The following is a 12,650-nucleotide window of genomic DNA, read 5'->3' on the forward strand; positions in this document are numbered from 1 at the left end:
GCTCGATGATCGACGTTTCCGCCTTCAATGATGCCCTCGGCATCATGTTCACGTCAGTCGGGTCCTGGGGATGGATTGTCCCCGGCCTGATCGTCGGCCTCGTCTTCAGCGCCATTCCCGGCATTTCGATCACCATGGCGATGGCGATCGTGCTGCCGATGTCGCTCTACATGGATTTCTTCTCGGCCATCGTCTTTCTCACCTCGGTCTATACCGGGGCGGGGTTCGGCGGCTCGGTGCCGGCGATCCTGATGAACATACCGGGCTCGCCATCGTCCTTCGCCACCACCTTCGACGGCTACGCCATGTCGCAGAAGGGCGAGCACAACGAGGCGCTCGGCTATGCGCTGTTCGCCTCCACTTTGTGCGGCATCGCCGGCTATGTGCTGCTGCTGCTGGTCATCGAGCCGCTTGCCGACATCGTGCTGCGGATCGGGCCGGTGGAAATGTTCGCGGTGGCGATCTGGGGCATGATGCTCCTGGGCTCGCTCGGCTCCACCTATATCAGCCGTGGCCTGTTGGCCGCTGCGCTCGGTATCCTGCTCGGCACGGTGGGCATGAACACCGCCGGCTTCACCCGCGGCACGCTGGGCCTGCCGGTGCTGCTCGACGGCATCGCGCCGATCCCGGCGATGATCGGCCTGCTGGCGGCGAGCCAGCTGCTCAGCCTGGCCAGCCGCGACTACATCATCGAGGCCGAGGGCTCGCGCGAGGTGAGCCTGCGCAAGATCCTCAAGGGCTGCTGGGGCACGCTGAAATATCCCGGCGTGCTGCTGCGCGGCTCGATCATCGGCATCATCATCGGCGCGGTGCCGGGCGTCGGTTCCTCCATCGGCAACCTCATCGCCTATGCCGAGACCAAGCGCACCGCCAAGGACAGCGCCACCTTCGGCAAGGGCAACCCCAAGGGCGTCATCGCGGCGGAATCGGCGGTGGCGAGCGGCGAGGGCGGCTCAATGGCCACCATGCTGGCGCTCGGCATTCCCGGCGGCGGCGCCACCGCGATCCTGATCGCGGCGTTCATGATGCACAACATCGTGCCCGGCCCGAGCTTCATCGAGACTCAGAAGCCGATGGTCTATGCGATCATCCTCAACAACATCGTCCAGGCCATCGTGCTGCTGGCGGTGGGCATCGGCTTCATCTATGTCGCCTCCAACATCATGAAGGTGCGCACCCGCTACGTGCTGCCGGCGATCCTCGTCATCGCCACGCTGGGCACCTTCGCGGTGACGGGCGAGGCCGCCGGCCCGATCACGCTGTTCGTGTTCGCCCTGCTCGGCTACGCCCTCAACCGCTACCAGTACCCGGTCTCGGCGGTGGTGGTCGGCATCCTGCTCGGGCGGATGCTGGAGACCGAGTTCCTGCGCTCCTACCAGCTCTCCGGCGGCAACCCGCTCTATGTGCTGGAGCGGCCCGGCGCGATGGCGATCTTCGCGGTGATGTTCATCTCGCTGGCGATGACGGCTTGGGGTAAGCGCAAGCAGAACCGGGCAGAAGCGGCCGAGGCGCTCGCGATGCGGCAGATTCAGGAAGAAACCCGCGCCGCGCACACGACGCCGAGCAAGGGCTGAGGGTTTTCTCTCTTCCACGACGACCGAAAGGGCGGGTGCGAACCCGCCCTTTTCGTTGCGCGATACCCCCGGCCACTGAGCAAAGAAAAACCCCTTCCACCGCTGGCGGAAGGGGCTGAGGGCGGAGCGAGGTGCCGCGCGGCGGTCTCAGGCCGGGGCGGGAACCGGGACCCAGCCGAAGGCGGCGCGTTCGGCCTCATCCAGCTGGTGGACCAGACCCATCTCCCAGGCGAGATACTGGCGGGACGCTTCCGCATTGCCGTCATGCCGGTCATGGACGAACCAGACCCGGTCGCGGGCGTCCTCCCGGCTCATGCGCCGGCGCACGCGATCGACCGGCCACCCCGCCTGCGCGCAGGCGTCGGCATCGGCCGGTAGCCAGCGGGCGGAAATGCCAGCCGCTTTCAGTTCGCAGGCTGCCGCCGCGACGCCAGCTTCATCGCCCAGCAGAAGGACCCGCCGCGTGGAGGGCGCGAGCGTGCCCGGCAGCTCGCCGCGCAGCACCCAGCGCGCCCCGTCAAGCCGCCACGCCTCCCATTCGGTGGAACTGCGCACATCCAGCACCGGCACGCCGTTCTGCGCCAGGCTCCATGCCGCCCGGGCGTCGATCGCCGGCGGCAGGGCGGGGGCGGTGAGCGCGGGGGAGGGGACGACGGGGGCCTCGGCCGCCTCGGCATCGTCCAGCGCTAGCACATGCGTGTCGTAACCGAGCGCGCGCAGGAACAGCGCCGCCAGCGCCGCCCGCAGGCCGGTGTCGTCGACCAGGACCAGCCGCGCATGGCGGACGCCGACATACTGGTCCGTCGCCTGGATCAACTGGCCGGCAAGGGCGGGGACGGCGCCCGGCACCGGCCGGCTGGCCCGCTCCTGGGCGCTGCGCAGATCGAACAGGAAGCTGGTGCGGCCGGGCTCGTCCAGCAGGCTTTGCGCCGCGCGAGGCGTGAGGGTGGAGAGCTGCGCGGCGGCGATGAGGCGCGCCGCACCTTCCCGGCTGGCCTGCGCCTGCGTCCGGTCCAGTTCCGGGAGCGGATCGGCCTGCGCGCCCCTATCCAGCGGCAGGCCGGCGAGCGCCCAGCCCTGCGTGCCATTCTCCAGCGCATAGACCGGGTTGGGCACGCCAATGGCGCGCAGTGTCAGGGCACCGACAATGCCGCGCGTGCGGCCGGCGCAGGTGATGACGATCGGCGTTGCCGTGTCCGGCACGGCGACGCCGACCCGATGGGCGAGCTCGCCATTGGGCACGCAGCGCGCGCCCTCGATCCGCATCTTGGCGTATTCGACGGGAGGGCGGGCATCGAAGAAGGCGTGTGCGCGCCCCTCGCGCCGCCAGCGAGCCAGCGTGGCGGCGTCGATCATCGCGGGGTGATGGTCGTGCTCCAGAAGTTCGCCGAGCGTTTTGCTCGGCACATTGACTCCGGCGAACACGCCAAAGCCTGCCGCGTCCCAGGCCGGTAGGCCGCCTTGGACGAGGGAAACATCGGTGTAGCCGCAGGCCGCCAGCCGTTGCGCGGCCTTCTCGGCGATGCCATCGCCGTCGTCGATAAGCAGCACCGGGCAGTCGGCGCGCGGCACCAGCGCGAGGGCGGAGGCCTCGAGCCGGCTGAACGGGCAGGGCACGGCGAAGAGCGGGTGCCCTTCGCCGAACGCTGCCGCCTCGCGCACGTCGAGAAAGGCGATCTCCTCGCCTTCATGCAGGCGGGCCTTCGCCGCCGCTGCCGTTAAAGCTGCCGCGCTCATGTCACGGGCTGACCACGGAAGAAGCGGTGGAAGGCGGCATAGATGAGGTCGGGGCGGTGCTCGGCCGGGTAGTGGCCTGTCGGCACCGGCAGGCCGACAAGGTCGTCCGCCCATTCCGACCAGGCTTCCACCGGCTTGAAGTGGCGGCCGCAATGGCTGTTGGTGCCCCAGATCACCAGCGTCGGGCAGGCGATCTTGCGCTTGCCATAGTCCGCCGTGTCCATGTCGAGGTCGACGGTGATGGTGGCGCGGTAATCCTCGCAGACGGCGTGAATCTGCTCCTTGGTGGCACAGCGTATATATTCGTCCATCGCCTCGGGTGTGAATATCTCCAGCCCCACACCCTTCTTGTTGAGCTTGTAGCGCATGTAATAATCGAGGTCGGCGCCCAGCAGGTTTTCCGGAAACGGCGCCTTCTGCGCCATGAAGAACCAGTGATAGCTCTCGCGCGCCCAGCCGAGCGTGATGTTGTTCAGCACATGATGCGTCGGCACGATGTCGAGTGCGGCGTAGCGTGTGATGCGCTCGGGCCGGTCGAGGCACATGCGGAAGCCGACGCGGGCGCCACGGTCATGGCCGGCGACGGCGAAGCGTTCATGGCCGAGCGCGTCCATCACCTCGAACGCATCCTCGCCCAGCGCCCGGAAGGAATAGCCGGAATGGTCCTCGCCGCCCTCGGGCTTGGAGCTGTCGCCATAGCCACGCATGTCGATGGCGACGACAGTGAAGTCGCGGGCCAGCGAGGGGGCGACCTTGTGCCAGCTGACCAGCGTCAGAGGGTTGCCATGTATGAGCAGCAGCGGCGGGCCCTCGCCGGCGATGGCGACATTGATCTCGGCCCCGCGCGTCTTGATGCGCTGGAAGGTGAAGCCCTCCATCAGCCGTGTGGTGGGAACGAGTTCGGGAATGGCTTCGGCGACTTCCATTGGGCGCTTTCCTCGCAGGGGATCGGACTTCGCTGTCCGCATTGTGCCAACTGTCAACAATATGGCTGCGAAAGGCAAGAGCATTGCGCAGCCAGTGCCAATTCGGCGACGAACTGATGGCAAGGTTCAGATTGTCGACCACGCGGGCGCCGATCCAACGAGCGGCGCGCCCTTCCATGTCGACCCAGCACTCCTATGGATGACGGCGAGGCCGGCGGGCCGGTAGGTCAGAATGTCCAATCGTGCGGGGCCTCGTCTGGCAGGACAAGCGGCGGGCGTAACGTTCCTTCGGCGTGGTGGCCGATCATGAAATCCTCCATGGCCATACTGGCGACCCTGATTGCCCTCCTACCGCTCGCCTCGATGGGGTGGGCCGAGGAGCAGGACGGGCCGGACAAGGAGGCCCGTGTGCGGCTGGGCGAGGCGCTGTTTTTCGATGTCGATCTCTCGCGCCACCGCACCCAGTCCTGCGCCACCTGCCACGATCCCGCCCAAGGCTTCGCCGATCCGCGCGGCGGGCCGGTGTCGCTGGGCGATGACGGGGTCTCGCGCGGGGTCCGCAACGCGCCGAGCGTGAGCTATGCCGGCTACGCGCCCGCCTTCGGCACCGATGCCAAGGGCAACCCGGTGGGTGGCCAGTTTTGGGACGGGCGCGCGGCGACGCTGGCCGACCAGGCGGGGCAGCCGCTGCTCAACCCGGTTGAGATGGCAATGCCCAACAAGGCGAGCGTCGTCGCTCGGCTGAAGGAGAAGCCCGGCACTTTCGACGCTTTCCGCGCCACCTTCGGCCCGGACGTTTTCGACGATGACACCCGCGCCTTCGCCGCGCTCACGCAGGCGCTGGCGGCCTATGAGCAGAGCACCGCCGTCTCGCCCTTCGATTCCCGTTATGACCGCTATCTGCGCGGTACCCTCGCCCTGACCCCGCAGGAGGAACTGGGCCGGGTGCTGTTCTTCTCCAACCAGTTCACCAATTGCGGCCAGTGCCACAAGCTCACCCCGAATGGCGGGGAGGGCGAGACCTTCTCAAATTACCGCTTCCACAATATCGGCACGCCAGCCAACCCGGAACTCGCCGTGCCGGCGGATCGAGGCCTGGCGGCGCGGGCCGACATCAAGCGGCGCAAGACAGGCAAGGTGGCGTCGGCTCGTGCCCATGACGGCCAGTTCAAGGTTCCGAGCCTGCGCAATGTCGCGGTGACGGGGCCCTATATGCACAATGGCGTCTTCAACGATCTGAGGACGGTGATCCTGTTCTACAACAAGTATAATTCCGCCGCGCCGGGGCGGCAGATCAACCCTGAGACCGGCGAGGCCTGGGACCCGCCGGAGGTTGCCGGCACGCTGTCACTCAAGGAGCTTGAGAGCGGCCCCGCGCTTGATGATCGGCGCATCGACGCGCTGGTCGCGTTCCTGAAGACGCTGACCGACCAACGCCTGGAGCCGCTGCTGGAGCCTCCCGCCGCCGCCCGCTGACGAGAGAGGCGGCAGCGATAGGGGGAGGCTTACGCATTTATACTTGTGATATAACGATTGCAATTTAATGCAATCGTTATAGATAGAGAGTGGCAGGAACGGACCTGCCGCGCCCAGGAAAACCGCCATGACCCGCAACGTCGGACCCATCGACAAGGCCGTTCGCATCGTCCTCGGCCTCGTCCTGCTCTCGCTGATTTTCGTGCTGGAAGGCGATCTGCGCTGGATTGGCCTCATCGGCCTCGTGCCGCTGCTGACCGCGCTGATGGGCAATTGCCCACTCTATTCCGTGTTCGGCCTTTCCACCTGCCCGGTGGCCGGGCGCAAGTGAGGCTGGCCGATGCCGGTTGACGTCAAGGAGCCCGCCATGACGCAAAAGCCCGAAGTGACTGGCTTCTTCGATCCGCGCACCTGGTCGGTCCAGTATGTCGTCGCCGATCCGGCGACGAAGAAGTGCGCGATCGTCGACCCGGTCTATGATTTCGACGAGAAGTCGGGCCAGACCGCCTCTCTCAATGCCGACCGCATCCTCGCCTTCGTGCGCGAGCGGGGCTACACGGTCGAGTGGATTCTCGACACCCACCCCCATGCCGACCACTTCTCCGCCGCGCCCTATCTCAAGGAGAAGACCGGCGCCCCCACCGCCATCGGCGAAAGGGTGAAGGACGTGCAGAGGCTCTGGAAGGGCTTCTACAACTGGCCGGACTTTCCCGCCGACGGCTCGCAATGGGACCGGCTGTTCACTGACGGCGAGACGTTCATGGTGGGCGACATCCGTGCCCGGGTGATGTTCTCTCCCGGCCATACGCTGGCCTCGATCACCTATGTCATCGGCGATGCCGCCTTCGTCCACGACACGCTGTTCATGCCCGACAGCGGCACCGCGCGGGCCGATTTCCCCGGCGGCAGCGCGAGGGTACTGTGGAATTCGATCCAGGCCATTCTGGCGCTTCCCGACGAGACCCGCCTCTTCACCGGCCATGACTACCAGCCGGGCGGGCGCGAACCCTTGTGGGAATCCACCGTCGCCGAACAGAAGACGGGCAATATCCACATGGCGCGCTGCCGGAACGAGGACGCCTTCGTCGCCATCCGCGAGGCGCGCGACCGCAGCCTCGCCATGCCCAAGCTGATCCTCCAGTCCTTGCAGATCAACACCAATGGTGGTCGGCTGCCGGTGCCGGAATCGAACGGGGTGCGTTATCTCAAGATCCCGCTCGACCTGCTCAAGGGCGCGGTGTGGGACTGACGCCATCCGGGGAAGACACGATGCTCGACACGCCCGCCAGTGACATCGCCGAGATGAAGGCCAGGGTGGGGGAGGCTTCGGCCTTCCTGAAGACCCTGTCCAATCCTGACCGGCTGATGGTGGCCTGTGCGCTGGTGCAGGGCGAACGCTCGGTGCGCGAATTGGAGGATCTGCTCGGCATCCGCCAGCCCGGCCTGTCGCAGCAGATCGCCGGGCTGCGCGAAGCGGGGCTGATCGTCGGCCGCAAGGAGGGCAAGCAGGTGTTCTACCGGCTCGCCGATCCGCGTGTCGAAGCCTTCATCGCCACCATGCACGCCCTGTTCTGCGCACCGCACGCGGCCGAAACCACACGATAGGATCATGACCGACTTCACCCCCGTTGCCTCCCTCATCGGCGGTGCCCTGATCGGGCTCAGCGCCGTGCTGATGCTGCTGGCGGAAGGCCGCATCGCCGGCATCAGCGGTATCGCCAGCCGGCTGTTCCCGCCTTATGGGGACAGGGCTTTTCCCGGTCGGCTGGCCTTCATCGCCGGGCTGGTCGGCGCGCCCCTGCTCTATGCCGCCGTCACCGGCGCGTCGGTGGTGCAGACGGTGTCGGCGAACCTCGTGCTGATGGTGGTTGCCGGTCTGCTGGTCGGCTTCGGCTCGGTCTGGGGCTCGGGCTGCACCTCGGGCCATGGCGTGTGCGGGCTGGCACGGCTGTCGCGGCGTTCCTTTGTCGCCACCGGCGTGTTCATGGCGGCGGGCTTTGCCACCGTCTATGTCGTGCGCCATGTGATCGGAGGCTGAGGCGATGTCGATCCTCGTCAATCTCGGCCTCGGCCTGTTGTTCGGCCTCGGCCTTATCGTCTCCGGCATGAGCAACCCGGCCAAGGTGCTGAACTTTCTCGATCTGTTCGGCACGTTCGATCCCTCGCTCGCCTTTGTGATGGGCGGTGCGGTGGTGGTCGCCTTCATCGGCTTCCGGCTGGTGCTGGTGCGCGACGCGCCGCTGATGGCGCCGCGCTTCCAGTTGCCGACCCGCAGCGATATCGACGCAAGGCTGATCGTCGGGCCGGCACTGTTTGGCATAGGGTGGGGGCTGGGTGGCTTTTGTCCCGGCCCGGCCTTCACCGCGCTCGGCCTTGCCGCGCCGGGGACGCTGGCCTTCATTCCGGCCATGCTGGCGGGCATGTGGGCGGCGCGCGCCCTGGCCGAACGCAAGGTCTGACGAGCCGTTTCACCAGCGCCGGAGGGAGAGCGCCGTGCGGGAAAACAGCGGGTTGCCGATCGTGCCGGTCTCCTTCTTCGGCATGGTGCTGGGCCTTTGCGGGCTGGGCGGAAGCTGGCGCGCCGCCCATGCGCTCTGGGGCGTGCCCGCGGTCCTCGGCGAGGCGATCATGGCGGCGGGCGCCCTCGTCTGGGCGGTGGTCCTGCTGCTCTATGTCCTCAAATGGCTGCTCGCCCGCCCGTTGGCGCTGGAGGAGCTTCACCACCCGGTGCAATCGGGTTTCGTCGGGCTGGCCGGCGTGGCGACGCTGCTGGTCAGCATCGGGGCGGCGCCCTATTCCCGCGCCATCGCCGAGGGGCTTCTGCTGGCCGGCGCCCTGTTCACGCTTGGCTTCGGCGTCTGGCGCACCGGCGGCATGTGGCGCGGCGAGCGCGACCCGGAAGCGGCGACGCCGGTGATGTACCTGCCGCTGGTGGCCGGGAGTTTCGTCACCGGCACTGCCTGCGGGGTGCTCGGCTTCCAGGACTGGGGCCAATTGGCCTTCGGCGCCGGCCTGTTCTCCTGGCTCGCCATGGAATCGGTACTTCTGAACCGCTTCCAGCACGGCTCCGCCTTGCCGCCGGCGCAGCGCCCGACGCTGGGCATCCAGCTGGCGCCGCCGGTGGTCGGCGCCGTGACCTATCTCAGCCTGACCTCGGGCGGGCCGGATATCTTCGCCCGGGCCTTGCTGGGCTATGGGCTGCTCCAGCTGCTGCTGATCGCCCGGCTGCTGCCCTGGATCCTGCGCCAGCCACTGTCGCCGGCCTATTGGGCCTTCACCTTCGGCCTGACCGCGCTGGCGACCGCGACCCTGATTCTGGTGGCACGGGGCGAGACGGGCGTGCTGGCGATGCTGGCGCCGTTCTTGCTCGCGCTCGCCACCGGCGTCGTCACCCTCGCTTCTGCCCACAGCCTCTGGCAGCTGGCGAGCGGCCGGTTGCTGCCGCCGCAAAAGCGCGGGTGATCAGAGCGCGCGGAAGCCTTGCCGGTGCCGCTGGACGGCGGGCGGCTTGAAGGCTAGACCGCTCGCATGCGGCCTGGGCTCATCATCTTCGATTGCGACGGCGTGCTGATCGACAGCGAGATGCTCGCTGCCCGCGCGCTGATCGACGAGCTTGCCTGTAACGGCGTCGCCGTCGACATGGATTTCGTGGCGCGCCATTTCATCGGCCGCGCCCATACGGTGATCCGAACCGAGGTGAAGGCGCGTTTCGGCAGGGATCTGCCGGCCTCGTTCGAGGATGATTACCGCAGCCGGCTGCTGGTGGGCTTCGAGGCCGGTCTCGCCCCCATGGCGGGGGCGATGGAGGCGCTGGCGGCGCTCACCGTGCCGTTCTGCCTCGCCACCTCGTCCAGCCCCCCGCGCCTGGCCGCCTCGCTGCGGATGGTCGGCCTTGCGGAGCTGTTCGCGGGCCGCGCCTTCACTGCTTCGCAGGTGGCGCGCGGCAAGCCGGCGCCGGACCTTTTCCTGTACGCCGCCGCGCAGATGGGCGTCGATCCGGCCGCCTGTGTGGTGGTGGAGGACAGCGCTGCGGGGGTCACCGCCGGACTGGCTGCCGGCATGGAGGTTTGGCATTTCGTCGGCGGCGCGCATTTCGCGGGCATGGACATGCCACTGCCCGCCGACGTAAGTCCGCACCGGCGCTTTGCCAGCTTCCAGGAAATCCGGGCGGCGATGCCCACTCTCTTTCACGTCCCGCCCGACATAGCAGACCCGACATGAGCCTGACCTCCGACATGGACGCTTCGATCGACGACCAGGCCGCCCGCGCGGCCTGGCTCTATTATGTCGGGGGCCTGACGCAGGACCAGATCGCCAGCGAGATGGGGCTGTCGCGCCAGCGGGCGCAGCGCCTTGTCAGCCGGGCGGTGGCGGCCGGGCTCATCCATGTGCGGCTGAACCATCACCTCGCCCGCTGCGTCGAACTGGAAGCGGCGCTGCGCGCGCGCTTCGGACTGGTGCGCTGCCGGGTGATGCCGGGCCTAGGCCCTTCGCGCGACCCGGTGCGCTCGATCGCCCCCGCCGCCGCCGAGGAGATGGAGCGGGTGCTGGCAGAAAACGGCTCGCGCGTCATCGCGCTCGGTACCGGGCGGGCGCTGCGCGGCATGGTGGACGCGCTGAGCCCGGTGGAGGCGCCGCAGCACCGCCTCGTCTCACTGCTCGGCAATATCGCGCTTGATGGCTCGGCCTCCTATTTCGAGGTCATCATGCGTCTGGCCGAGAAGGTGCGCGCGCCGCATTACCCGATGCCGGTTCCGGTGCTGGTCGACAGCGTCGAGGAGAACCGCACGCTCCAGTCGCTGGGCGCCGTGCGCAAGGTGCGCGGGCTGGCACAGGCGGCGGACGTGACCTTTGTCGGCGTGGGCCAGATGAGCGAGGACGCGCCGCTGATGACCGACGGCTTCCTCACGGCGGACGAACTGCACGAGATCCAGCGTGTCGGCGCGGCCGGCGAGGTGGCCGGCTGGATCTATGATCGCCAGGGGCGCTATCTCGACCTCGCGCTAAATGCCCGCCTGACCGGCGTGCGGGTGGAGATTGCGACCCCCGAGCGCCCGGTTATCGGCATCGCCGCTGGCGAAGCCAAAATCGTGGCGCTCCGGGCGGCGCTGACCTCCGGCATCATTAACGGCCTCGTCACCGATGAGCCGACCGCCGCCGGCATTCTGGCGGGCTGAGCCTCCGCCCACCCGCCGCCCAAAGGGTTCGCCCCCCGCACACGTGCATGTGAGGCCTGTGACGCATCGGCAGCGTGCCGGGGCGGGCTGTTGCGTGCACACTAAGTGGCCGGAATGCCTAATATAATACCACAGAATGGCGTTCTTTCGACCAAAGGCGGGCGGACTGCTCGCGCGTGCAGCATCGAATTCACTTGACGCCTGCATGGGTGCGCGTGAGTATTTGCCCATACGGCGATTATTTGCTCAAAAACGCCGAAGGGAGGAGAGCTATGACCGTGACATTCCGCACCCTCGCGGGTGCCTCGCTGCTGGTTGCCCTGATGGGCTCGGCCTCGGCGCAGACGACCATCACCGTGGCGACCGTGAACAATGGCGACATGATCCGCATGCAGCGGCTGACGCCCGAGTTCAACGCCCTGCATCCCGACATCAAGGTCAACTGGGTGACGCTGGAAGAGAATGTCCTGCGCCAGCGCGTGACCACCGATATCGCCTCCAAGGGCGGCCAGTATGACGTGCTGACCATCGGCAATTACGAAGTGCCGATCTGGGCCAAGCAGGGCTGGCTGATGCCGCTGGAGAACCTTGGCGCCGCTTACGACCAGGCCGACCTGCTGCCGCAGGTGGCGCAGGGCCTCACCGTCGACGGCAAGCTCCACGCCGTGCCGTTCTACGCCGAAAGCTCGATGCTGATGTATCGCACCGACCTTCTGGAGAAGGCCGGGCTGAAGATGCCCGAGAATCCCGATTGGGACTTCATCACCGACGCCGCGGCGAAGATGACCGACAAGGGCGCCGGCATCTATGGCATCTGCCTGCGCGGCAAGGCCGGCTGGGGCGAGAACATGGCGTTCCTCACCTCGATGAACAATTCCATGGGCGGCGCCTGGTTCAACATGGAATGGAAGCCTGAGTTCAACGGGGCCGAGTGGAAGAAGACCCTCGACACCTATCTGAAGCTGATGAAGGAATACGGCCCGCCCGGCTCCTCCTCTAACGGCTTCAACGAGAACCTGGCGCTGTTCCAGACCGGCAAGTGCGGCATGTGGATCGACGCCACCGTGGCGGCGTCCTTCATCTCCGACCCCAAGGAATCGCAGGTCGCCGACAAGGTCGGTTTCGCCCCGGCGCCGGTTCGCAAGGGCGGCTCCAACCACGGCAACTGGCTGTGGTCGTGGAACCTCGCCATCCCGGCGACCACCTCCAAGGCGGAAGCCGCCAAGACCTTCGTCGCCTGGGCGACCTCGCCGGCCTATAGCAAGCTGGTGGCGGAGAAGGAGGGCATCGCCAATGTGCCGCCCGGCACGCGCACCTCGCTCTACAAGAACCCGGACTATCTGAAGGTCGCGCCCTTCGCTGAGATGACCCTCACGGCGATCGAATCGGCCAACACCCAGAAGCCGTCCGACCAGCCTGTGCCCTATACGGGCGGCCAGTTCGTCGCGATCCCGGAGTTCCAGGCGATCGGCACGGCGGTGGGCCAGCAGTTCTCGGCCGCTCTCGCCGGGACCTCGACCGCCGACCAGGCGCTCGCCGCCGCGCAGGCGCTCACCACCCGTGAGATGACACGCGCCGGCTACCCGAAGAAGTAGGCGTCTCTACCGGCCTTCGCGCTGCGAAGGCCGTCACGGTCCGCCCGGCGCCCGCCCGCGCCGGGCTGCTTCCCGACACGGTGCGGGTGTCTCCCGCTCCCGCGCCGTGTCGGGACCTTCCCCTGAAGGGGTGAAACCTCGCGGCTACGCTGGCGACGCCCCGTG

The 12,650-nt window shown here is 67.7% G+C and carries 13 protein-coding genes; 11 read left to right on the top strand and 2 right to left on the bottom strand.

The window, feature by feature from the left end:
* The first annotated feature begins 5 nt into the window (after positions 1–5).
* Positions 6–1,574, top strand: a complete 1,569-nt coding sequence (locus tag A3M1_RS0115860) for a tripartite tricarboxylate transporter permease (RefSeq protein WP_018389972.1) — start codon at positions 6–8, stop codon at positions 1,572–1,574.
* Positions 1,575–1,721: 147 nt separating this feature from the next.
* On the opposite strand, the gene A3M1_RS0115865 is transcribed toward A3M1_RS0115860, so the two are convergent.
* Both A3M1_RS0115865 and A3M1_RS0115870 read right to left on the bottom strand, forming a co-directional pair.
* Positions 1,722–3,311 (bottom strand): rhodanese-like domain-containing protein, encoded by a 1,590-nt coding sequence (locus A3M1_RS0115865; RefSeq protein WP_018389973.1) that lies wholly within the window; start codon positions 3,309–3,311, stop codon positions 1,722–1,724.
* Complete coding sequence (locus A3M1_RS0115870; RefSeq protein ID WP_018389974.1) at positions 3,308–4,237, bottom strand: alpha/beta fold hydrolase; 930 nt, start codon at positions 4,235–4,237, stop codon at positions 3,308–3,310. Before A3M1_RS0115870 ends, A3M1_RS0115865 begins: the two co-directional genes overlap by 4 nt.
* 306 nt (positions 4,238–4,543) lie before the next feature.
* Between A3M1_RS0115870 and A3M1_RS0115875 the strand changes: the two genes are divergently transcribed.
* The 10 genes from A3M1_RS0115875 to A3M1_RS0115920 all read left to right on the top strand — a co-directional run bounded on the left by A3M1_RS0115875 (position 4,544) and on the right by A3M1_RS0115920 (position 12,485).
* Complete coding sequence (locus tag A3M1_RS0115875; protein ID WP_245261699.1) at positions 4,544–5,713, top strand: cytochrome-c peroxidase; 1,170 nt, start codon at positions 4,544–4,546, stop codon at positions 5,711–5,713.
* A 127-nt stretch (positions 5,714–5,840) separates the two neighbouring features.
* Positions 5,841–6,044 carry a DUF2892 domain-containing protein gene (locus A3M1_RS0115880; RefSeq protein WP_018389976.1) on the top strand — a complete coding sequence of 68 codons (204 nt, stop codon included), beginning with the start codon at positions 5,841–5,843 and terminating at the stop codon, positions 6,042–6,044.
* A 36-nt stretch (positions 6,045–6,080) separates the two neighbouring features.
* Positions 6,081–6,962 (top strand): MBL fold metallo-hydrolase, encoded by an 882-nt coding sequence (locus tag A3M1_RS0115885; protein ID WP_245261701.1) that lies wholly within the window; start codon positions 6,081–6,083, stop codon positions 6,960–6,962.
* A 20-nt stretch (positions 6,963–6,982) separates the two neighbouring features.
* The gene (locus A3M1_RS0115890) at positions 6,983–7,318 is read left to right on the top strand and encodes a helix-turn-helix transcriptional regulator (RefSeq protein WP_018389978.1); all 336 of its coding nucleotides are present in this window, start codon (positions 6,983–6,985) and stop codon (positions 7,316–7,318) included.
* A 4-nt stretch (positions 7,319–7,322) separates the two neighbouring features.
* Complete coding sequence (locus A3M1_RS0115895; RefSeq protein WP_018389979.1) at positions 7,323–7,751, top strand: YeeE/YedE family protein; 429 nt, start codon at positions 7,323–7,325, stop codon at positions 7,749–7,751.
* 4 nt (positions 7,752–7,755) lie between these two features.
* Positions 7,756–8,172, top strand: a complete 417-nt coding sequence (locus tag A3M1_RS0115900; RefSeq protein WP_018389980.1) for a DUF6691 family protein — start codon at positions 7,756–7,758, stop codon at positions 8,170–8,172.
* 52 nt (positions 8,173–8,224) lie between these two features.
* The gene (tehA, locus tag A3M1_RS0115905) at positions 8,225–9,175 is read left to right on the top strand and encodes a dicarboxylate transporter/tellurite-resistance protein TehA (protein ID WP_018389981.1); all 951 of its coding nucleotides are present in this window, start codon (positions 8,225–8,227) and stop codon (positions 9,173–9,175) included.
* A 66-nt stretch (positions 9,176–9,241) separates the two neighbouring features.
* Positions 9,242–9,934: an HAD family hydrolase gene (locus A3M1_RS0115910; RefSeq protein WP_018389982.1), complete on the top strand. Its 693-nt coding sequence runs from the start codon at positions 9,242–9,244 to the stop codon at positions 9,932–9,934.
* Positions 9,931–10,890 (top strand): sugar-binding transcriptional regulator, encoded by a 960-nt coding sequence (locus tag A3M1_RS0115915; RefSeq protein WP_018389983.1) that lies wholly within the window; start codon positions 9,931–9,933, stop codon positions 10,888–10,890. Before A3M1_RS0115910 ends, A3M1_RS0115915 begins: the two co-directional genes overlap by 4 nt.
* Positions 10,891–11,168: 278 nt before the next feature.
* On the top strand, positions 11,169–12,485 hold the full coding sequence (locus tag A3M1_RS0115920; protein WP_026221344.1) for a sugar ABC transporter substrate-binding protein: 1,317 nt from the start codon (positions 11,169–11,171) through the stop codon (positions 12,483–12,485).
* Positions 12,486–12,650: the final 165 nt, after the last annotated feature.

The organism is Ancylobacter sp. FA202 (assembly GCF_000380205.1).
Lineage (GTDB): Bacteria > Pseudomonadota > Alphaproteobacteria > Rhizobiales > Xanthobacteraceae > Ancylobacter.

What these genes read in the sequence shown, in the direction of transcription:
- A3M1_RS0115860 (WP_018389972.1), top strand. Translation starts at nt 6, where the DNA reads ATGATCGACGTTTCCGCCTTCAATGATGCCCTCGGCATCATGTTCACG.
- A3M1_RS0115865 (WP_018389973.1), bottom strand. Translation starts at nt 3,311, where the DNA reads ATGAGCGCGGCAGCTTTAACGGCAGCGGCGGCGAAGGCCCGCCTGCAT.
- A3M1_RS0115870 (WP_018389974.1), bottom strand. Translation starts at nt 4,237, where the DNA reads ATGGAAGTCGCCGAAGCCATTCCCGAACTCGTTCCCACCACACGGCTG.
- A3M1_RS0115875 (WP_245261699.1), top strand. Translation starts at nt 4,544, where the DNA reads ATGAAATCCTCCATGGCCATACTGGCGACCCTGATTGCCCTCCTACCG.
- A3M1_RS0115880 (WP_018389976.1), top strand. Translation starts at nt 5,841, where the DNA reads ATGACCCGCAACGTCGGACCCATCGACAAGGCCGTTCGCATCGTCCTC.
- A3M1_RS0115885 (WP_245261701.1), top strand. Translation starts at nt 6,081, where the DNA reads ATGACGCAAAAGCCCGAAGTGACTGGCTTCTTCGATCCGCGCACCTGG.
- A3M1_RS0115890 (WP_018389978.1), top strand. Translation starts at nt 6,983, where the DNA reads ATGCTCGACACGCCCGCCAGTGACATCGCCGAGATGAAGGCCAGGGTG.
- A3M1_RS0115895 (WP_018389979.1), top strand. Translation starts at nt 7,323, where the DNA reads ATGACCGACTTCACCCCCGTTGCCTCCCTCATCGGCGGTGCCCTGATC.
- A3M1_RS0115900 (WP_018389980.1), top strand. Translation starts at nt 7,756, where the DNA reads ATGTCGATCCTCGTCAATCTCGGCCTCGGCCTGTTGTTCGGCCTCGGC.
- A3M1_RS0115910 (WP_018389982.1), top strand. Translation starts at nt 9,242, where the DNA reads ATGCGGCCTGGGCTCATCATCTTCGATTGCGACGGCGTGCTGATCGAC.
- A3M1_RS0115915 (WP_018389983.1), top strand. Translation starts at nt 9,931, where the DNA reads ATGAGCCTGACCTCCGACATGGACGCTTCGATCGACGACCAGGCCGCC.